A 20,036-nucleotide genomic window follows, 5' to 3' on the forward strand; every position below is an offset into this window, starting at 1 on the left:
GATTCTGAGGGGGATTGGCTATGTGGGAGTGGAGCAAACATGTGGCGGAGCACGCCGCCGCTGCGGCGTGGACCCGCCGCCAAGAGGTGTACCGACCGACGATTTGCGACCCGGAACCGGAAGTCGCAACAGGCAGCACATGCGCCGTGGACGGCGGTTGCGCCGCGGATGAGGACAACGGTGCGGAGGACCCGGCCGTCGATGACGGTGCTTCCGAGCCCTAAGACCGGATCGAAACCACCGTTGAGCCTGCGTCGGCGGCGATGCGGGTCGCGACTTCACCTGGCCGCAAACTGGTGGTGTCGATGACGTGGGCCTCCGCGCGGTGCCATGTGCGGGCTGGTTCGGCGTCGCAGCAGCGGCTTTCGACGCCGAACCTGGTCGGCTCAACTCTTCGCTAGTGCTTCGCCACGGATCCACTCGAACAAGGTCGGGTTGTCGGTCGTAGTGATGACGGCGATCGTGGTGCGGACATAGCGGTCGTCATCCAGCAGGGCCAACATGCTCGCGGCCAAATCCTCGCGGGCGGTGAACCTGCCATCGGCGTGGCCCTCGACGACGGTGTAGTCGGTGACCGACGGCAGATGGTAGAGCCCGCTCGGGCGCACGATCGTCCAGTCCAGATCGGTGGATTGGATCAGGGATTCCATTCGCCGCATATCGTCGTACAGGGTCTTACCGAGCACCCGCGTCACGTATGGCAGTAGTACACGGTTGAAGAGGAACCCGCCGTCGCTGTACGGGTGCGGGTCGACCCCGGTCGAGCTGACGACGGCGAGCCGACGCACCCGATGCCGTTCCATGGCGGCGACGATATTGGCCACACCGCGCGAATAGGTGGTGATCGGTTCCTTCCCGGCGGGAACCCCGAGCGTGGAGAGCACCGCATCCCGTCCCGCCACGACAGCGTCGACGGCACCTGGATCGAGCACGTCGGCACCGACCACCTCGAGCCGATCGTCGTGCAGCGGAAACGAATCCGGCTGCCGAGTGACCGCGGCGACCTCATGCCCGGCGGCGAGCGCCTGGCCGGTGAGCAGGCGGCCGGTGGGACCGTTCGCTCCGAAGACTGTGATGCGCATGAAGACTCACGACACCAGAGCCGGGCGCAGCGGGGCCAGCGCCCGCGCCCACGCCAGCAGCTCGTCGACCAGCCCGTGTACCGCCGCAGTGTGCGGTTCACGTGGTTGGAAGTCAGTGAAATTCACGAAGTCCTCGCTCAGTGTCAGCGCCACCTGCGGCCCGATATCGGCCATCCGCAGCACGCCCGCCTGCGCGCGCAGCTTCTGCACCGCCATGACCGCGCCGTAGATGCCGTAGCCGACGTAGGCGACCGGCTTGCCACCCCATTCCCTGTGCAGGAAATTGATGGCGTTGGTCAGGGAAGCGGGCGGGGCGGTGTTGTACTCGGGCGTCACGAAGATGAAGGCGTCATAGGAACCGATGCACTCGGCCCATCGCCGGGTGTGCGGCTGTTGGCCCGGCGCCCGGAGCGCGGGGACGGGCTCGTCGAGCAGGGGCAGCTGGTAGTCCTGCAGGTCTACGAGATCGAATTCCGCGGTGTCGCCTGCGTATTCGACTGTCCGGTCCCGGACCCATCGGGCCACACGGTCGCCGTTGCGGCCGGGGCGGGTGCTGCCGATGATGATGCCGATTCTCATGATTCTCCTTTGACCAGAAACTGGAAACGCCCGCGCGGGCGGAAGCGAACGCGCTGTGGGTGGCCAATTCCTCGAGCGCGACCGCGGTGCGTCCGGCGAAGTCGGCGCGCCGTACGAGCACAAGACGCTCGTGACCGCGGTCCCGTAACACCCACGTCTATGTGACGTGTGTCACTGTGCGCTGAGTGGCAGTGCTTATGCCGACGCGAATATCGCCGGATCCACGAAGAGGGCGTCGCGAGCGATGGTTCTCGGAAGATTCCGCTGCCTCGTCCAGGCGGCCGACGAGATCATGTTCCAGCGATGCCGTCCGGTGCCGATGCTTCTATCGCCTGTTTCATTTCCTTGATGCCGTATTCGGTGCGGATTCGGATATCGGGGGCGATGGTGTCGGGCAGGACGTCGGTTGTCCAGATCAGGCGGCCGCGCTCACCCTCACTGTGAACCTCGAAGGATGCGTGGTGATAGTCCAGCGAGGGTCTGGCCCCGGCTACGACGGAGTAGGCCAGTCGGTGGATTCGGTCGTCGATGGAGACGATCAGTTCCTGGATGACGTGGCCGTCGGGGAAGGTGAGGAAGCGTTCGACGCCATGGATGCGGGTGTTGGCGACTCGGCCAGGCAGCAGGCGTGTGTGCACGGCGCCGACATCACGGACGACATCCCAGATATGTTGTGGAGAAGCGTCTATGACGATTTCGGTGCGGATGGTGGCCATGGGTTCGAGTCTTGCTCATCTCGGGCGAAGCCGCGCTGCTGGGACGTGTGGTTATCGCCCAGAATTCACTGTGCTGGCGGACAATAGGGCGGTTGGTGATCATTCCTCCGGTCCGATGGGAGCCAGCGCCGTGCACGATGACCGTCGGTTGATCGAAGGCCGCCTCGGGCGGATTCTCGACGAGCGGATCGTCCCGGCGATCTATCCGGAGTCGGTGCCGCTGCGGACATCGATCTGGGTCGCGCCGGATGAGCCGGTGCCGGTCGCGGAGGGCTTGGCGGCGCCACGGGCGCCTGTCGAATCCGGCGCGAGGTGGGGCGCACCCTGGGGGACGAGTTGGTTGACGGTCGAAGGCACGGTTCCTGCCGAGTGGGCGGGCAAAACCGTCGAGGCGATCATCGATCTCGGTTTCGACCGAAATATGACGGGATTCCAGTGCGAGGGCTTGGTCTATCGCGCGGACGGATCACCGGTGAAGGGGTTGCATCCGCGGAACCAGTGGGTGCGCGTGGCGTCCCCGGCGGTCGGTGGTGAGCAGGTGCTGTTGCACGTCGAGGCGGCTTCGAACCCGATCATCCCCTTCTTTCCGCCGATGGGGCTCGGTGACAAGTCCACCGCTGGTAACGAGCCGCAATACCGGCTGGGCCGAATGGATCTCGCGATTTTCGACAACGAGGTCTGGCAGCTGGTACAGGATTTGGAGGTCCTCGGCGAGCTGATGCACGAGATGCCCGAAGAGCCTGCTCGCCGCTATGACATCGTGCGGGCGATCGAGCGCGCACTCGATGCCATCGATCTGCAGGACGTGAACGCCACCGCCGCCGCGGCGCGCGAATGCCTGGTCGATGTGCTGGCCACGCCTGCGGCACCGTCCGCGCATACGATTTCCGCGGTCGGGCACGCGCATATCGACACGGCGTGGCTGTGGCCGCTGCGCGAGACGGTACGCAAGGTCGCGCGTACGACCGCGAATATGACCGCATTGCTGGCTGATGAGCCCGACTTCATCTATGCGATGTCTCAAGCCGCGCAGTACGACTTCATCAAACGGCACCGTCCCGAGGTCTACGAGCGGGTCGAGCAGGCGGTATCGGAGGGACGGTTCGTGCCGACCGGCGGGATGTGGGTCGAGGCGGATACGAATATGCCGGGTTCGGAGGCGATGGCGCGGCAGTTCGTGCACGGTAAGCGGTTCTTCCTGGCGGAATTCGATGTCGAGAACGAAGAGGTCTGGCTGCCCGACACCTTCGGATTCGCCGCGGGGCTACCGCAGATCATCAAGGCGGCTGGATCGAAATGGCTACTGACACAAAAGATTGCGTGGAGTCAGATCAATCAGTTTCCGCACCATACATTCCTGTGGGAGGGGATCGACGGCACCCGTATCTTCACCCATTTTCCCCCGGTCGATACCTACAACTGTTCGATGCACGGGCGCGAGATCGCCCATGCTGCAAGAAATTTCAAGGAAAAGGGCCATGCATCGAGATCACTCGCCCCGACCGGCTGGGGTGACGGCGGTGGCGGTACGACACGGGAGATGATCGCGAAGGCCGCCAGGATGGCCGACCTCGAGGGTTCGCCGAAAGTGCTGTGGGACTCGCCATCCGGCTTCTTCGCCAAGGCCGAGGCCGAATACGAGAACCCGCCGGTGTGGGTGGGGGAGCTGTATCTCGAGTTGCACCGCGGCACGTTGACAAGTCAGGCGAAGACCAAGCAGGGCAACCGCCGCAGCGAGCATCTGCTGCGGGAGGCCGAGCTATGGGCCGCCACCGCGGTGGTGCGGAAAAATTTCGAGTATCCGTATGCGGCATTGGACCGGATCTGGAAAGCCGTGCTGCTCAATCAGTTTCACGATATTCTGCCGGGCTCGTCGATCGCATGGGTGCACCATGAGGCGGAGCAGACGTATGCGGCGGTGGCCGAGGAATTGACGACGATCATCGAGCGGGCGCAATGGGTGCTCGGCGGTGAGCGGGTGGGGGCGAATGTGTTCAACCCGACGCCGCACACGTGGCGATCGGTTCCGGCCGGTGCGGCGGGTGCGATGGATTCGGGTGACCCGTGCTCGGTGGTCCAGCGTGCGGGTGGCGGCTTCGTCCTCGACAACGGTCTGCTGCGGGTCGAAGTGGATGTGCGCGGGCTCGTCGTATCGGTGTTCGAGCTCGAACATCAGCGCGAGACGCTGCCATCGGGTTCGGCCGCGAATCTATTGCAACTGCACCCGGATTTCCCGAATTCTTGGGATGCTTGGGATGTCGATCTGTTCTATCGGAACCGAGTCACGGACCTGACCGAAGCTGAATTCGTTGCAGTAGACAAGGATTCGACGGGTGCGGCCGTGGTGCGGATCGGCCGCTCATTCGGGTCTTCCGAGGTCGAGCAGACCCTGACACTGCGGGCGGGCACGCGCGAACTGGATATCGACACCACCGTCGACTGGCACGAGACCGAAAAATTCCTCAAACTTGCCTTCCCGCTGGATATTCACGCCGACCGCTATGCGTCCGAGACCCAGTTCGGGCACACTTTCCGGCCCACCCATACCAACACCAGTTGGGAGTTCGCCAAGTTCGAGGCCTGCAATCACCGCTTCGTCCACTTCGCCGAGCCCGGCTGGGGCGTAGCGCTCGTCAATGACTCGACCTACGGCCACGACGTCACCCGCACCGTTCGAGCCGATGGCGCAACGACGACAATGTTCCGGTTTTCACTGCTGCGGGCACCGCGATTTCCGGATCCGGAGACCGACCACGGTACGCACCACTTCCGGCACGCACTGCTCCCCGGCGCTTCGATCGCGGATGCGGTGCGTGCTGGCTATCGCATCAATCTAGCGACCTCGCGCCCCGGCGTCGCCGAACCTGTTGAGCCACTATTCATTATCGACAATGACGCGGTGGTGACCAGCGCTGTCAAACTCGCCGACGACGGCAGTGGCGATGTCGTGCTCCGCGTCTACGAGGCGCACGGCGGCCGGGCCTCAGCGCTGGTCACCGCAGGTTTCGGTGTCGCTGGGTTCCACACCTGCGATCTACTGGAACGCCCGCTGCGAACGGATGCCGCCGCTGTGCCCGACGGGGCGGGAGTTCGCTTGCGGCTGCGGCCTTTCCAACTCGTCACTCTTCGGTTCGCCCGTTCCGCTGAAGGCGGGTGAACATCGGTCGGTACGGCCGCGCTCGGACCGCATGCGCTGGTGGCGTTGCTATCTCGGGCGACGCCACCAGCGCCTGACTGGACTCTCAGAACTGGGAAGGGCCGCAACAGCTATTTCGTATCATTTGCCGTGAGCGACAAACGATTTCGCTCGTTAGGAGAATTACTGATGAAGTCAACCAACCGCACCGTGGTGTCCGCTGTGTCCGATCTGCGGGGCACTCCGCTCGGGCAGCTTTCGGGGCAGAGCCTGACGGACCTGCTGGCGAATCTGGCCAACTCCTCGACCACCGGCATTTCGTTCAGCTCCGCTCTGATCTGATCTGATCAGGAATTCACCGTCGATACCGGCTGGCCCGTGAACCGTAAACCGCTTCCCTTTCGTCAGTTTGTGATCAAGGTGCACAGCCGGTGCGATTTGGCGTGCGATCACTGCTATATGTATGAGCACGTCGACCAATCCTGGCGTGGCCGGCCGATGGGGCTCGCCCCGGAGACGGCCGCCAGGATTGCGTTCCGTATCGCCGAACATGCGGCGGCCCATGGGCTGCCCGAGGTCGCCATCGTGCTGCACGGCGGCGAACCGCTGTTGCTCGGTGTGGACCGGACCACGCAATTCCTGGCTGAGTTGCACGCGGCCATCGCTCCGGTGGCCCGCCTGAATCTGCATATCCATACCAACGCGATCCTGCTCAGCGAGGCATACCTCGACCTGTTCACCGAATACCATGTGCGGGTTGGTGTTTCGCTGGACGGCGATCGCGCCGCCAACGACCGGCATCGGCTGTATCGCAACGGACGCAGTAGTTATGACCAGGTGATCGCGAGCCTCGAGCTGTTGCGTAAGCCGCAGTACCGCCCGCTGTATTCCGGTCTGCTGTGCACGGTGGATATCGCCAACGATCCGATCGCCGTTTATCGCGGGCTGCTGGAGCAGGAGCCGCCACGCATGGATCTCCTCCTGCCGCATTCGAATTGGGAGCATCAGCCGCCGGGCTTGCGGATACCACGCGACGCGGACAATCCGAAGCGGGGTGGTGGCGAGTACGCGCAATGGCTCATCGCCATGTTCGACGCATGGAATGCCGACGGGCGACCGGTGCCGCTGCGCACCTTCGAATCGGTGGTGGCGGCCATGTACGGCCGTCCGAGTACCGCCGAGGCCATCGGACTGGATCCGGTGGATCTGCTGGTGATCGAAACCGATGGCACGCTAGAGCAGGTCGATTCGCTCAAAACCGCCTTCGAAGGCGCCGCGGCGACCGGACTGAACGTATGGGACAACAGCCTCGACGAGGCCGCCCTACTCCCTGGAATCACCGTGCGTCGCGACGGCATCGATGGCGTCAGCGCCACGTGTCGGTCCTGTGACGTGGTTCAGGTCTGCGGTGGTGGCTTCTATCCGCATCGATACCGCCCGGGCACGGACTTCGACAACCCGTCGGTCTATTGCGCCGATCTGAAGGAGATGATCGATCACGTGGCCGAGTCCGAAGCCGCAGCGGGTAGAGGCGGCGCGCAAACCTCCGCACATGACGCCGTTGCCGCGGCGCACAGCTTGTCCGATGACGAATTCGACCAACTGGCAGCCGGTTTCGGTGATGCGGCCACGGTGCGCTGGCTGGCGCAGGCGCAATCTTCGCTGCAACGCGAATTGTTGGCCGCGGTGGGCCGATTCGGACCACAGGATGACGAAAGATTCACGGCCGCTTGGGATGTGCTCGTCTCGCTGGACGCTTCGGCTCCCGACGCGGTGGCCGCGGTGCTCGCCCATCCGTACACCCGGGTGTGGGCCATCGCCCTGCTGGAGGGGGTGAGCAAGGGCGAGACGGTGGCCGAGGATGTCCATCACCTGCAAGCGATTGCCGCGAGTGCGGCGCTGCACGCGGGTAGGGACTTGCGGCTGCCGGTGCCGGTGCGCGACGGCGTCGCACCCCTACCGACCTTCGGCGCACTGAAAGCTGGTGCCGACAAAGAGGTTTGGATCGACTCCAGTTCGGTCGAGGAACTGGATCTGCTACACCCATTGCGTAGGCTGACGGCCACCGACCTGACCGTCCCGCTGGAGGACACCGACCCTTACCGCGTCGGCCACAGCTACGCCGCCGATCGGCTCAGCGATGCCGAGGCGCACCGGTGGCAGCTCGCCTTCGCCGAGGGCATCGACTTCATCGACGCACATCTGCCCATATACGCGCCCGGCCTGCGCGTCGGCTTACGCGCGGTCATGCCGATGGAGCCGGACGAGAAATACGACCGAAGTGCTTCCATGCGACTGGCTTTCGGCGCTGTGGGCATCGGGTTGCGACGGGCGCTGGTATCCGCGGCACTGCCGTTGATCCACGAATTCCAGCACGTGAAGATGGGCGCCATCCTCGACATGTTCGAATTGTTCGACCGCTCCGATACGGCGCTGCGGTATTACGCACCGTGGCGGCCGGATCCGCGTCCGATCGAGGGGCTGTTGCAGGGCACCTATGCGCATATCGGCGTGACCGACTTCTGGCGGGTGCATCGTGCACAGGCCGAGGGAACGCAGCGCCAGGAGTCGGAGCGGGAATTCGTGCGGTGGCGCATGATGACCGCGGAAGCCATTCGCCAACTTCAGGAATCCGGATCACTGACCCCGCTGGGGGAGCGGTTCGTCGCGGGTATGAGTGCGACGGTGCAGCCATGGCTCGCCGAATCGGTCGATCCAGCCGCGGAAACTACTGCCGTGCGTGCCGCCCGAGCGCACCGCGCCGCATTCGATGAGCGCATGAAGGTCAGCCGTGACCGCGATTGAGGCGCATAGTCTATCGGAGGATCAATTCGCGCAGTTGGCATCGGGTTTCGGTGATACAGCAACGGTCAGTTGGCTGGTGCAGGCCCAAGCGTCGGTGCAACGTGAATTGTTGGCGGCGGTAGGCGGGTTCGGCCCGCACGACGATCCGCGCTTCGCTGCCGCGTGGGATGTGTTGGTGGGCTTGGACGCATCGGCACCGGATGCGGTGGCGGCCGTGCTCGCACACCCCTACACCCGGGTGTGGGCGACGGCACTGCTCGAAAATATCAGTCGCGGGGAGTTCGTCGCCGCGGATGTCTATCACCTGGAGTCGATTGCGGCCAGCGCCGCGCTGCTGGCCGGTGCGGATCTGCGACTTCCGGTGCCGGTGCGCGACGGTATGGCGCCATTGCCGATGTTCGGTGCGTTGCGGGCCTCCGAGCGGGTGTGGATAGATACCGGTCGGGAGCTCGAGTTGGCCGAGGCGGTGCGCACACTGACCTACGGCGAGCTGACCGTGACATTGGAGGACACGGATCCCTATCGGGCGCTGCCGTATCTCGACAGCGAAATTCACCCGACCGGGCGGTTGAGCGATGCGGAGGCCGAGCGCTGGCAGCAGGCATTCGGGGGCGCTGTCGAATTCCTCGAAGCGCATCTGCCTGCCTATATGCCCGGCTTGCGGGTGGGTCTGTGCACGATATTGCCGCTGCAACCGGATGGCCCGACCGACCGAAGCGCCTCGGCCAGACTGGCATTCGGTGCGGTAGGTATCGCGGCCCGACATCTGGATCCGCAATCACTCGCCGAACTGCTGGTACACGAATTCCAGCACGTGAAGCTCGGCGCGATGATGGATGCCTTCGAACTGTACGACCGCGCCGATATCGACCCGCGCTACCACCCACCGTGCTTTTCGCATCCACGACCGATCGAAGGCCTGCTGCACAGCACCTACGCTCACCTCGCCATCACCGACTTCCGGCGCGTCCAGCGCACCATCGCGACCGGAGCCGCCGCGGAGGACGCCGAGCGTCGCTACGTCGAGGCCCACACGCTCACCGTCGAAGGGATTACCCAGTTGGAGGCCGCCGCATCCCTCACCCCCTTGGGCCACACCATCGTCGCCGCCATGCGAACCAGGGCTGATCTGGACCTATGACCACCATGCGGTGGTGTAGGTGGTCTCTCGGATGATGCCACCACCAGCGCATGGCCATTTATTTGCGTTCGAGGTGCGGTGGGGCGGGGTGGGTGCATAGGCTCACGGAGTTTGTATGTTCGAATGCCTGGAGTTTCTCGATGACGATGCCGTCTTCGGCGCACGGCCGTGCACCGTTCACTTCGCCGATCGACACCGATGGGCCGCGGGTGGCGTTGTATACGCCGGAGTTCGCGACGGATCCGCATCGGGCGTATCGGGAGATGCGGGAGCGGTATGGGGCGCTGGTGCCGGTGGATCTGGCGCCGGGGGTGCCCGCCACACTGGTGGTCAGCTACTACTCCGCACTGCGGATCCTCAACGACCCGGATCATTTTCCGGCCGATCCGCGCACCTGGCAGCGGAGTGTGGCCGCCGACTGCCCGGTGCTGCCGATGATGCAGTGGCGACCGAATGCCTTACGCAATGCCGGTGAAGCGCATGCCAGGTATCGGCAGGCCAACGTCGCGGGCCTGGAGAAGGTCGATCAGTACCGACTGCACGAGACGGTGGCGAAACTCGCTATTCCGCTGATCAATTCGTTCTGCGCCGACGGGTCGGCGGACCTGGTGCGCCAGTACGCGTTTCCGCTCGCCTTCGCGGTACTCAACGCCATGCTCGGCTGTCCGGCCGATATCGCACAGCAGGCCGCCACCGGTATGGCCGCGATCTTCGAGGGCATCGATGCCGAGCACGGCAATCAGTTACTGGCCGGGGCAATGCTGGAGTTGACCCAGCTCAAGCGTGCCGAGCCCCGCGACGACATCACCACGCGGATGCTGCGGCACCCGGCGCTACTCAGCGATATCGAAATGGTGCATCAGCTCGGCACGCTGTACGGCGCGGGTATTGAGCCGCAACAGAATCTGATCATCAATACCCTGCTGCTGATCCTCACCGACGAGCGGTTCGGCGGGAGTGTGCTCGGCGGAACGTTGTCCACCCGCGACGCGCTCGACGAGGTGTTGTTCAACGATCCGCCGATGGCGAATTTCTGCTTCAGCTTTCCGCGCCAGCCGATCCTGATCGACGATGTCTGGCTACCCGCCCATCAGCCGGTCGTCATCAGCATCGCCGCCTGCAATACCGACCCGGCGATCGTCGCGAATCAGTACGCGGGCAATCGCTCCCATCTGTCCTGGGGCGCCGGACCACACGTGTGCCCGGCGAATTCGATGGCCTACCTGATCGCGCAGGACGCCATCGACCAACTACTCGATGCACTGCCCGAGATCCGACTCGCGGTGCCGCCCGATCAGCTGACGTGGCGGCCGGGACCATTCCACCGCGCGCTCACCGCACTCCCGATCACCTTCCCGCCGTCACCTCCATTGCTGTCCTAGGATCGGCCGTGCCTGCCCGGCGCGCCCTGATCGTGCCACGCTCGACGCATGCGACTGAGTATTTGCCTCGCCGACTTCACCTGGCCGGATTCACCGGACGCGATCGGTGCGCGGGTCGACCGGATTGTGCGCGCCGCCGATCAATCCGGGCTCGACTCGGTATTCGTCATGGATCACCTATTCCAGATCGGTTCGAACGGCCCGCCGGAAAACGACATGCTCGAGGCCTACGCCGCGCTGGGATATATCGCGGCGCGGACCGAGCGCGTCCGGTTCGGTGCTTTGGTTACCGCTGTCAGCTACCGGGATCCGGGGCTGCTGATCAAGAGCGTCACTACCCTCGACGTGCTCTCCGGTGGCCGCGCCTGGCTCGGCATCGGTGCGGCCTGGAATGGCGATGAAGCCACGGGGCTGGGTCTGTTCTTTCCGCCGACCTCCGAGCGATACGAACGTTTGGAGGAAACCCTGCGGATCGCGAAGCAGATGTGGGCGGGCTCCGAAAAGCCTTTCCACGGAAAGCATTACACCCTCGAACGCCCGCTCAACGTCCCCAACGCGCTGACCCGCCCGCACCCGCCCATCATGATCGGCGGCCAAGGCGAACGAAAGACACTGCGCCTGGTCGCCCAATACGCCGATGCCTGCAACCTCTTCGGCGAATCGGTCGACACCGTCGCAGCCAAACTCCAAGTCCTGCACCGACATTGCGAAGCCATAGGTCGTCCATACGAGGACATCGAAAAGACCATGGTCGCCTTCTGGTATCCGGATAAATCGGTCGCCGAGCAGGCGGATTCATTCGCTCGCTTCGCCGAGGTCGGCATTCAGCACGTCGTACTCGGCCGTCCCGGCCCTTTCATCGACGAGGACTTCGAGCGGATCTCCGAATTGGTGGACGCGGTCGCCGACCTCTGATTTCGATCAGCCGATCGAAGCTCGGTATGCAGCGGGTGGTGGCCAGGTGGAGTTCACCGGGCGCTGGTCGAATGGGCTGGCATTGTTCGCCAGGGAGGAAGAGGCCATGACCAGCATCGATACTCACACCGTCGCCAACCGCGTCGAGGAATTGACGACCGTATTCGAGCGGGGGCTGCAGGAGAATCTGGGGGTCGGCGCGTCGCTGGGGATTCGGCTGGAGTCCGCGGGGGACGGGTACACGCGGTATTACCTGGATCCGAATCCGGCCACCATCAACGCCATGTTCACGGTGCACGGCGGAGTGATCGCGACACTGATGGATACCGCGATGGGCAGTGCGGTATTCACGAAACTCGATGACGGCGTGGCCTATACGACGTTGGAGTTGAAGGTGAATTTCATTCGGTCGGTGACATTGGACGGATCGCGACTCACCTGTGAGGCCACTGCGATTCACGTCGGGCGCCGCACCGCGACGGCGGAGGGGCGGATCGTGGATGCGAACGGCAAGTTGATCGCGCATGGTTCGACCACGATTCTGGTGCTGAATCCGGAGTAGTGAAACAAATAGCCCTGCCTCCGAGCATGGGGAGGCAGGGCTATTCGTCAGGTCAGCGTGTTGCACTCGCCGATGAAGCGAACCAACTCATCGAGCCGGTCGGATCTGGCATCCACCGTCCGGTCGATCACCTTCACCAGATGCTCATAGGCCTCGGTGTGGTCGTAGGAGGCGACATCGGCGATCTTCAGCGCCCACCGCCAGTAGCCGCGCATGGTGTCGGCCAGTGGCATCCGGAAGTTGGCGATGACATCGCGGATCGGTTCCACGGTCGCATCGCCCTGCACCCGCAGATACCGCCCGACTACGTCGGCCATGAAGCTGAAATGCCTTGCCTCATCACGAGATAACCGCCCCAGAACCGCTGCTAGAACGGGCTCGTCGACCACCTCGCGCAGGTGCTGGTAGTACATCTGCGTCGCCTTCTCCTGTACCAGCGCGTAGGCGAAGAACTGCACCGGATGGTCGTAGGGCAGGTCGAATGGCTGCTGTCCTTCGATCGCCAATTCCGCACGCAGCGAGTCACGTTCGGCGATTCCAGATGCTTGCTGGTATCGAGTGAGAGCCCGTGCGTGGGTATCCTCTTCCAGCGCCCACCGCACGGTGAAGTGGTAGAGCTCGCGATTGTGCATGAAGGTGGCACGATCCACGGTGTCGTCCACCGGGAAATGCCGGTGGTATACATCGAAATAGCCGGGCAGATGATCCTCGATGAGAGTGACGAACTGCACCGCCGAACGCTGCCCATCGGTGAGCCGACCCGCATCGGCGAGCGACCAGTCGAAGGCGGTCTCCACATCCCAGGCCCGCGCGGCCGGGGAGGCGGCGAGGAAGCCGTCGACCGCGGCCGCCACCTCATCGACCGGAATCAGTGCCGACTCCATATTCATCTGCCTCTCCTACCGGGCATTGCGACAGGTCAGCGCATAATGCTTGGTCGTATAACCCCATCCGGCATTGGCGATCTCCAGATAGTGCCGCAGCTTCGCGGCCAGCCCCGGGCCGTGCGCATCGATGCGTCCGGCGGCCGCGTCGACATTGACGATCCAGTCATCGATGGTGCGGCGGTAGTGCTCGGTGAGATCGTCCACCGCGATGATCGAGAATCCGGCGTCCTCGGCGGCGGTCAGCAACTCCGACAGTGGGCGCAGATCACCCCAGCCGAAAATGTCCTCGCGGACGAATTCGGTGCCGACGCGAGTGTCGAACGCCGTGCGAGCGGAGGCGTTTCGAAAACAGCTCTCCGAAACATAGAGTGCGCCACCACGTCGCAGCACCGACCGTGCGCGCCGGAAAACCGCGCCGAGGTCGGGCATATGCACGATCGAGCCGAGCAGAGTCACCGCATCGAAGCTGCGCACCGGCAGATCGAGCTCTTCGAAGTGTCCGACCTCGGTGCGCACCCGTTCGGTGATACCACGCGCGATGGCCTGTTCGGCGATGTACTCGTGCTGGCGCGGTGCCGGACTGACTCCCATTGTGTCGCAACCGAATTCCTCGGCCATGAACAGGATCAGCGAACCCCAGCCGCATCCCACATCGAGCAGTCGCTCCTCGCCGCGCAGGCCGAGCCGATCGGCGACGAAGTGCAGCTTCTGCCGCTGTGCCTGCTCGAGGGTGTCGGTCGGCGAGTTGTACAGCGCCGAGCTGTATTTGCGCAGCGGGTCGAGGAACTGGCCGAAGATATCCGGATTCAGGTCATAGTGCTGGTTGGTATCGGCCGTGACGGTCATGCCGCGGCCTCGTGCAGGGCTCGATCGACCACCTTGACGACATCGGCGAGCGTGGAGAGACCGAAGACGTCCTGGTCCTCCAGCTCGATGTCGTAGGTGCGTTCGATCTTGGCGACCATGCGCAGCACGCGCACCGAATCGACGCCCGCCATACCGCGCAGGTCGACGTCTGGTCGTAGTTCGGCCTCGGCGATGCCGGTCTCGGTGGCGGCGATATCGGTGACGGTGCGCAGGATGTCGTCGGCGGTGTTGGTCATTGCTGAACTCCATTCGAAGAGAGGGCATTCGCGGTGGTCAATGCGTGCGAGAGCAGGGCGACCTCGTCGTCGCGGAGGGTGAGTTGATGGCGGACCGCGTCGAGTTCGAACGGCTGATAGGCCGCGCTGGAGGTGGCGCAGACGGTGCCGTCGGCGTCCAGGATCTCGGCAGCCGCCTGAATGGGGTGGTGCGACTCGGATAGCGTTGCCACACAGTGGTATTCGTGGTCGATCAGCAGCGGCGAGATGAATCGGGTGCGTTGGGAGACCGTGAATGCGGGATGGTGGCGGGCCAGCACGACGAGATTGCCCATCACCTCATCGCAGATAACGCCGATGAGTCCGCCGTGCACCACGCCCGGGTAGGACTCGAAGCCGCGTCCGAGCCGGAACCGGGCCTGCAGGCCGTCCGGATGCGGTTCGAACTCGAGCCGCAGCCCGGATGCGTTGTGCGGGGAACAGCCGAAGCAGTGATAATCCGGAAGCACCGACCACGGCACCTGAACCGAGCTAGATCGCTCCATGAGCTAGGCGATCGCGTCGGCGAGGGCGCGGCGGACCTTCGCGTTGGAGGACAGGTCGAGGCCCGTCATAGTGGCGAAGGTGCGACGCACCTTGTCGTGCAGCACATCCAGTTCACCCTCGGCGGCTACCTGTTCGAGGAACAGATCGAATCCGGTGTCGATGGTCTCGTGGTCGCCGAGTTCGCTGATACCGGCCTTGAAGGTGCTCACCGGATGCTTGATTTTGGCCTCGGAGCTGTAGACGTACAGGGTTTCCAGCACCGAGGGCAACTCCTCGGGGCGCCGCTCCAGCCGCTTGGTGGCGTAGTGGATGAACTCGCGGGCGTGTCCGGCCTCATCGCGACTCGCGTTGAGCAGCAGGCCCTTCAGCACCGGCTCCTGCACCCAGCTCGCGACGGCGCGGTAGATGTGGTTCACCGTGAGTTCGGAGATGATATTGGTGGCCAGGGTGGCCGAGGGGGTGGTTCCGGGTGCGTACGGCTCGCGCATGGAATCGACGGCCTTCTCGTCCACACTCTCGCCGACCGCACCGAGCCAGGAGCGAAAGGCATAGTGGTGCTGCACTTCCTGGTAGCCCCACACCACGGCGAAGGTGGAGAAGTCGTAGTCGTCGACGAATTCGTTCATGAAGCCGTGGACCGCGGCGATGACATTGGATTCGCCCATCGTCGCGCTCTTGGCCAGCGTCACGTATTCGGGGCGGACCAGTGCGTGGTCGACGGCGTCGAGGTCCAGATCGGCCAGCCGCCAATGCAGGCGCTCGTAGTGACGGAAGACTTCATAGCTGTGCACAGGAGGCTCCAGTTCGGTCGAAGATCATTGCCGTGGGGAGATGAGGTCGAGGGCGGCAAGGCGCTGCAGTTTGCCGCTGCTGGTGCGTGGAATGCTGCGTGGCGCAACGAGATGCACCGCTACGGCCGCCAGTCCGAGCTCGGTGCGGATGCGGCCGCGGATCTGATCGGCGAGCGCGTCTGCTGCCGCGCCGGTGCAGTCGGATTCGGCTATGAGCGCGATGACATCGGCGCCGTTGGGATCGGTCGCGGCGGTGCAGCGGCCCTTGTAGATGCCATCGAGGTCACGCACGGCGGCCTCGACATCCTGGGCGTAGTAGTTGACGCCGCGCACGGTGATCATGTCCTTGCACCGGCCCGTGACGAAGAGTTCACTCTCGCGCTGGTAGCCGAGATCGCCTGTGCGCAGCCAACCTTCGGTGTGCAGTCCGGCCACGCTGGACGGGTCGGCTGTCAGGTAGCCGTCGGTGACCGAGGGGCCCTGGATATGGATTTCGCCGACAGCGCCATCCGGCAGTGTCTCGCCGGTACCGAGATCCACGACGCGCAGCCGCAGATCGGCCACGGCGGAGCCGACACCTGCCACGGCACGCGCGCCCAGGGTGTCCGGCGAAACGAGCTGTGCCCGAGCGTCATCCGCGAGTGCCGCGCGGTCCACCCATTCGAACAGCGGTTCCCGGCCCAGCGGCGGGAAGGCGACGGCGAGGGTCGCCTCAGCCATGCCGTAGACCCCGAACATGGTCGAGCGCGCGAAACCGGCGGGCGCGAAATGCTGGCAGAACGAATCGACCACATCGCGGGAAATCGGTTCGGAGCCATTGAAGGCGATGCGCCAATGCCGCAGGTCGTAGTCGGTGACCTCGTCCGCGGGGATGGCGTTGAGAAGTGCCTCGTAGCCGAAATTCGGCATGGCGGTGATCGTGCTGCCGCTGGTCGCGAATTCGGCCAGCCAGCGGGCCGGATCCTTGACGAATGCCAGCGGCGACCAGATGTGCGCGGGAATTCCGCGCAGGATCGCGGACAACGTGCCGAACAGGCCCATATCGTGGAACAGCGGCAGCCAGAAACCGCCCTGATCGGTCAGGTCGAGCGCGATGCCGGTTCGGATCGAGGCCAGGCCGCTGAGGGTGTTGTGGTGGGTCAGCCGAACGCCTTTAGGGGTGGCGGTGCTGCCGGAGGTGAACTGCACGATGGCAAGGTCGTCGGCATCGATCGCAGGCAGCGCGATACTGTCCTCGGTGAATAGCGTTGCGGTTTCCACCAATTCGACGTCCGTCGTGGTTTCGAGTAGAGCGGCCAAATCGGCGAATCGGTGCGATACCAAGACGGTGCGCATCCCGGCGGCCGCCGCGATGGTCGCGAGTTTGTGCGGGTATCGGCTCAGCTGCGCGGAACCGACGGGCAGGGGAAGGGGAGTCGCGGCACCGCCCGCCGCCGCGACTCCGAACAGACCGATCAGGAATTCGGGCGCGTTCGGGCACAGTATGCCCACCGGCTCGCCCCGTCGTATGCCACGGCGGACCAGCGCCGCGGCAGCGCAACGGGAGAGCCGGTCGAGCTCGGCGTAGCTCAGTGTTTCCGAAACCGACCAGAACGTGGCGGCCACCTCGGGGTGCTCGATCGCGATCCGGGCCAGTCGACCCGGCAGCGTCTCGACCGATTCCGCAGAATTCATGTCTGCCACGACAACAGCGAATTGTGACAGCGCCTTGAACGCATTGTGAATTGCGGTCTGCGATAAACATCCGCGATCATTCAATCGTGTTGCGCGATGAGGTATTCCGGCTATAGCGCGATAGGAACGAGTGATCGTCGCTGTACCGCCGGGTGCGCCGGTACCACGATGGACCGGAATTGTTTTCGCCCGGTGTCCATTTCGCTTTTCATTCAGGAGTTGCCGGTGAATTCCGACCATTCCGCGGTCGAGGAATTGACCCCGGTTCAGGTGGCGGTCGTCGAGAGCGTCGCACCGCATATGCGGCACAATCCGTATGACAGTTATGGGGTGCTGCGTGATGCGGGGCCGTTTGTGCCCGGACCGCACGATATGCATGTGGTGACCCGCCACCACGAGGCGCAGACCATCATGCAGGATCCGCGCTGGAGCCACGCCGAGGAACCGCAACTGCTGCACGGCGATAGCGATGTCGAGCTACCGGGATCGTTCCTTTGGATGGAGCCGCCGGAGCACACCCGGTTGCGCGGACTGGTCAGCAAGGCATTCACCGCGCGCACCGTCAGCGGCATGCGGGGCAGGGCCGAACAGTTGGTCGAGGGTCTGCTCGCGAAGATGCTCGCCGCGGGGGAGGTCGATCTGCTGGATGCGCTGGCCTACCCGCTGCCGCTCACCATGGTCTGTGAGCTGCTGGGCGTTCCGGTCGAGGCATATGAGCACGTGCGCCAGATCTCGACCGGCATCGCTCGCGGCCTCGACCCGGATCTGCTGCTCTCGCCAGAGGAATTGGCCGCGCGCACCGCTGCGGTACACGCTTTCCTGGAGTTCTTCGGCGATCTGGTCGAGCAGCGGCGCAAATCTCCGCGCGAGGACCTGATCACGGCGCTCGTGCAGGCCGATGACGCGGGCGCTCGGCTGACCCGCACCGAATTGCTCGGCACATTGTTGATTCTCATCGTCGCCGGGCACGAGACGACCGTCAATCTGATCGGCAACGGCGTGCTCGCGCTGATCCGCAATCCCGAGGAGTTCGAGCGGCTGCGCGAATTCCCGGAGCTGTGCGAATCGGCCGTCGACGAGGTGCTGCGCTACGACGCGCCGGTGCACCTCACCACGCGCACCGCGCACGACGTGATCACCGTCTCCGGCCGGACCTTCGCACCCGGTGATGCGGTGATCGTCCTGCTGGCCTCGGCCAATCGCGACTCACGCGCCTTCCCGGACGCCGACAGGTTCGATATCGCGCGGTATGCCAGGGGCCGAAAGGCCGAGCGGCACTTGTCCTTCGGCCTCGGCCTGCACTACTGCCTCGGTGCACCGCTGGCCCGGCTGGAGATGCAGGTCGTGCTGCGTGCCATTGCCGATCGCGTCGCGTCCATGACCTTGCTCGAGGAGCCGCCGTATCGACCGAATGTGGTCGTGCGCGGCATGTCCGAACTTCATGTGCGGCTGGAGGGAAAATGAACGCAGTATCGCGGAGCGATTCGATGAGGGGCGGCGGTCGGGCGACGGGTGGGCATACAGCCGATCCGATCACCTTCGACGCCTTCGACGCCTTCGATCCGAGTGCGCGAGCGGACCCGTATCCGGCATACCGTCGGGTGCGCGATGCCGCCGCGCTTTTTCCGTACGAATTCGGCGATGTCCCGGTCACTTTGATCACCCGGTACGAGGAATGCGCCGCCATCCTCACCGGATCGGACTGGGGGCACGGCTATGCCGCCGGCATCAGCCCGTTCCGGGACACCACCGCGGCGATTCCCGGTTCGTTCGTCCGAATGGATCCGCCCGAACACGGCCGTTATCGCAAGCTGGTGGCGAAAGCGTTCACGCCACGGTTGATGGCGGAGATGGTTCCGGTCGCCGGTCAGGTTGTCCGCGATCTGGTCGACGCGGCGGTGCGGCGTGGCGAACTCGATGTGCTCAATGATCTCGCGGTACCCCTTGCGGTGGCGATGGTGCCGGTCCGGCTGCTCGGCGCCGATCCGGCCGATGGTGCGCTGTTTCGCGAGTGGCAGCTGGCGATCGCACGCGGCAGCGATCCGGATTCGCTGCTCGGCCCCGACGACGTGGCCGCCCGCGGAACCGCGGCAATGGAGTGCATGGGCTACTTCGCCCGGCTGATCCAGCAGAAGAAGGCGCATCCGACACCGGATCTGCTGAGCGCGCTGGTGTCCGTGAGCCGTGCGCAGCTGACCGAGCCCGAGGTGATCGGGATTGCGCTGCTGACGCTGGTCGCGGGCATGGAAACCTCGATCAACCTGATCGGCAACGGCATGCTCGCACTGCTGCGCAATCCGGTTCAGCTGCAACTGTTGCGGGACAATCCGGAGCTGATCGGTCCGTCGCTGGACGAGATGCTGCGCTACGACGCCCCGACCCAGTTCACCATCCGAGTCGCTCTGGCCGACACCACCGTCGGCGAGCACGAATTCCGTCGCGGCGACGGCGTGGTCGTACTCACCGCCTCGGCCAGCCGGGACGACCGGGTATACCCGGAGGCGGACACCTTCGATGTCACCCGCTACGCCGGAAACCGGCCGGCACGCAAGCATCTCGGCTTCAGCCTCGGCATTCATTACTGCGTCGGTGCGCCGCTCGCGCGAATCGAGGCGGAGGCCGCGCTCGGCACCCTGCTGGACCGGGCCTCCGAACTCGAACTCGCCACCGACACCGTGGAATATCGGCCGAGTCTGATTCACCGCGGCATTGTGTCGCTGCCGGTGGCGCTGTGAACG

19 protein-coding genes are annotated in these 20,036 nt (G+C 64.6%); 10 read left to right on the forward strand and 9 right to left on the reverse strand.

Annotated features, from left to right (window positions below):
* The first annotated feature begins 41 nt into the window (after positions 1–41).
* Positions 42–224, forward strand: a complete 183-nt coding sequence (locus ACQP2U_RS09880) for a hypothetical protein (protein WP_433714383.1) — start codon at positions 42–44, stop codon at positions 222–224.
* A gap of 162 nt (positions 225–386) precedes the next feature.
* Here the strand turns inward: ACQP2U_RS09880 and ACQP2U_RS09885 are convergent, their stop codons facing one another.
* The 3 genes from ACQP2U_RS09885 to ACQP2U_RS09895 form a co-directional block, all read right to left on the reverse strand.
* The gene (locus ACQP2U_RS09885) at positions 387–1,082 is read right to left on the reverse strand and encodes an NAD(P)-dependent oxidoreductase (RefSeq protein ID WP_433714384.1); all 696 of its coding nucleotides are present in this window, start codon (positions 1,080–1,082) and stop codon (positions 387–389) included.
* 6 nt (positions 1,083–1,088) lie between these two features.
* Complete coding sequence (locus tag ACQP2U_RS09890; RefSeq protein ID WP_433714385.1) at positions 1,089–1,661, reverse strand: NADPH-dependent FMN reductase; 573 nt, start codon at positions 1,659–1,661, stop codon at positions 1,089–1,091.
* Positions 1,662–1,951: 290 nt separating this feature from the next.
* Positions 1,952–2,377, reverse strand: a complete 426-nt coding sequence (locus ACQP2U_RS09895) for an SRPBCC family protein (RefSeq protein WP_433714386.1) — start codon at positions 2,375–2,377, stop codon at positions 1,952–1,954.
* 130 nt (positions 2,378–2,507) lie between these two features.
* On the opposite strand from ACQP2U_RS09895, the gene ACQP2U_RS09900 reads away from it, so the two are divergent.
* From ACQP2U_RS09900 to ACQP2U_RS09930, 7 genes are all read left to right on the forward strand, one after another.
* On the forward strand, positions 2,508–5,534 hold the full coding sequence (locus tag ACQP2U_RS09900; RefSeq protein WP_433714387.1) for an alpha-mannosidase: 3,027 nt from the start codon (positions 2,508–2,510) through the stop codon (positions 5,532–5,534).
* 168 nt (positions 5,535–5,702) lie between these two features.
* Entirely contained in the window at positions 5,703–5,855 is a 153-nt protein-coding gene (locus ACQP2U_RS09905) for a hypothetical protein (RefSeq protein ID WP_364339458.1), read from the forward strand.
* A 69-nt stretch (positions 5,856–5,924) separates the two neighbouring features.
* A complete protein-coding gene (locus ACQP2U_RS09910; RefSeq protein WP_433714388.1) occupies positions 5,925–8,318 on the forward strand; it encodes an FxsB family cyclophane-forming radical SAM/SPASM peptide maturase in 2,394 nt (797 codons plus the stop codon).
* Complete coding sequence (locus tag ACQP2U_RS09915; RefSeq protein WP_433714389.1) at positions 8,305–9,459, forward strand: aKG-HExxH-type peptide beta-hydroxylase; 1,155 nt, start codon at positions 8,305–8,307, stop codon at positions 9,457–9,459. The genes ACQP2U_RS09910 and ACQP2U_RS09915 overlap by 14 nt, the downstream gene beginning before the upstream one ends.
* Before the next feature lie 140 nt (positions 9,460–9,599).
* On the forward strand, positions 9,600–10,841 hold the full coding sequence (locus tag ACQP2U_RS09920) for a cytochrome P450 (protein ID WP_433714390.1): 1,242 nt from the start codon (positions 9,600–9,602) through the stop codon (positions 10,839–10,841).
* A 48-nt stretch (positions 10,842–10,889) separates the two neighbouring features.
* The gene (locus tag ACQP2U_RS09925; RefSeq protein ID WP_433714391.1) at positions 10,890–11,756 is read left to right on the forward strand and encodes an LLM class F420-dependent oxidoreductase; all 867 of its coding nucleotides are present in this window, start codon (positions 10,890–10,892) and stop codon (positions 11,754–11,756) included.
* A gap of 46 nt (positions 11,757–11,802) precedes the next feature.
* Positions 11,803–12,318: a PaaI family thioesterase gene (locus ACQP2U_RS09930; RefSeq protein ID WP_433714392.1), complete on the forward strand. Its 516-nt coding sequence runs from the start codon at positions 11,803–11,805 to the stop codon at positions 12,316–12,318.
* 47 nt (positions 12,319–12,365) lie between these two features.
* On the opposite strand, the gene ACQP2U_RS09935 is transcribed toward ACQP2U_RS09930, so the two are convergent.
* From ACQP2U_RS09935 to ACQP2U_RS09960, 6 genes are read right to left on the reverse strand one after another with little or no spacing between them, the layout of a single operon-like run.
* Positions 12,366–13,208 (reverse strand): acyl-ACP desaturase, encoded by an 843-nt coding sequence (locus tag ACQP2U_RS09935; protein ID WP_433714393.1) that lies wholly within the window; start codon positions 13,206–13,208, stop codon positions 12,366–12,368.
* A 9-nt stretch (positions 13,209–13,217) separates the two neighbouring features.
* Positions 13,218–14,051 carry an SAM-dependent methyltransferase gene (locus ACQP2U_RS09940; RefSeq protein WP_433714394.1) on the reverse strand — a complete coding sequence of 278 codons (834 nt, stop codon included), beginning with the start codon at positions 14,049–14,051 and terminating at the stop codon, positions 13,218–13,220.
* Positions 14,048–14,308, reverse strand: a complete 261-nt coding sequence (locus tag ACQP2U_RS09945) for an acyl carrier protein (protein WP_397033068.1) — start codon at positions 14,306–14,308, stop codon at positions 14,048–14,050. Before ACQP2U_RS09945 ends, ACQP2U_RS09940 begins: the two co-directional genes overlap by 4 nt.
* Entirely contained in the window at positions 14,305–14,832 is a 528-nt protein-coding gene (locus tag ACQP2U_RS09950) for a PaaI family thioesterase (RefSeq protein ID WP_433714395.1), read from the reverse strand. The genes ACQP2U_RS09945 and ACQP2U_RS09950 overlap by 4 nt, the downstream gene beginning before the upstream one ends.
* A gap of 3 nt (positions 14,833–14,835) precedes the next feature.
* Complete coding sequence (locus ACQP2U_RS09955; RefSeq protein ID WP_433714396.1) at positions 14,836–15,624, reverse strand: ferritin-like domain-containing protein; 789 nt, start codon at positions 15,622–15,624, stop codon at positions 14,836–14,838.
* Between the two features lie 24 nt (positions 15,625–15,648).
* On the reverse strand, positions 15,649–17,382 hold the full coding sequence (locus tag ACQP2U_RS09960; RefSeq protein WP_433714397.1) for an AMP-binding protein: 1,734 nt from the start codon (positions 17,380–17,382) through the stop codon (positions 15,649–15,651).
* Positions 17,383–17,523: 141 nt separating this feature from the next.
* Between ACQP2U_RS09960 and ACQP2U_RS09965 the strand changes: the two genes are divergently transcribed.
* Positions 17,524–18,762, forward strand: a complete 1,239-nt coding sequence (locus ACQP2U_RS09965; RefSeq protein WP_433714398.1) for a cytochrome P450 — start codon at positions 17,524–17,526, stop codon at positions 18,760–18,762.
* On the forward strand, positions 18,759–20,033 hold the full coding sequence (locus tag ACQP2U_RS09970; protein ID WP_433714399.1) for a cytochrome P450: 1,275 nt from the start codon (positions 18,759–18,761) through the stop codon (positions 20,031–20,033). Before ACQP2U_RS09965 ends, ACQP2U_RS09970 begins: the two co-directional genes overlap by 4 nt.
* Positions 20,034–20,036 lie beyond the last annotated feature (3 nt).

The organism is Nocardia sp. CA-084685, from assembly GCF_050955785.1.
Classification (GTDB): Bacteria; Actinomycetota; Actinomycetes; order Mycobacteriales; family Mycobacteriaceae; genus Nocardia.

What these genes read in the sequence shown, in the direction of transcription:
- ACQP2U_RS09885 (WP_433714384.1), bottom strand. Translation starts at nt 1,082, where the DNA reads ATGCGCATCACAGTCTTCGGAGCGAACGGTCCCACCGGCCGCCTGCTC.
- ACQP2U_RS09890 (WP_433714385.1), bottom strand. Translation starts at nt 1,661, where the DNA reads ATGAGAATCGGCATCATCATCGGCAGCACCCGCCCCGGCCGCAACGGC.
- ACQP2U_RS09895 (WP_433714386.1), bottom strand. Translation starts at nt 2,377, where the DNA reads ATGGCCACCATCCGCACCGAAATCGTCATAGACGCTTCTCCACAACAT.
- ACQP2U_RS09905 (WP_364339458.1), top strand. Translation starts at nt 5,703, where the DNA reads ATGAAGTCAACCAACCGCACCGTGGTGTCCGCTGTGTCCGATCTGCGG.
- ACQP2U_RS09920 (WP_433714390.1), top strand. Translation starts at nt 9,600, where the DNA reads ATGACGATGCCGTCTTCGGCGCACGGCCGTGCACCGTTCACTTCGCCG.
- ACQP2U_RS09925 (WP_433714391.1), top strand. Translation starts at nt 10,890, where the DNA reads ATGCGACTGAGTATTTGCCTCGCCGACTTCACCTGGCCGGATTCACCG.
- ACQP2U_RS09935 (WP_433714393.1), bottom strand. Translation starts at nt 13,208, where the DNA reads ATGAATATGGAGTCGGCACTGATTCCGGTCGATGAGGTGGCGGCCGCG.
- ACQP2U_RS09940 (WP_433714394.1), bottom strand. Translation starts at nt 14,051, where the DNA reads ATGACCGTCACGGCCGATACCAACCAGCACTATGACCTGAATCCGGAT.
- ACQP2U_RS09945 (WP_397033068.1), bottom strand. Translation starts at nt 14,308, where the DNA reads ATGACCAACACCGCCGACGACATCCTGCGCACCGTCACCGATATCGCC.
- ACQP2U_RS09950 (WP_433714395.1), bottom strand. Translation starts at nt 14,832, where the DNA reads ATGGAGCGATCTAGCTCGGTTCAGGTGCCGTGGTCGGTGCTTCCGGAT.
- ACQP2U_RS09970 (WP_433714399.1), top strand. Translation starts at nt 18,759, where the DNA reads ATGAACGCAGTATCGCGGAGCGATTCGATGAGGGGCGGCGGTCGGGCG.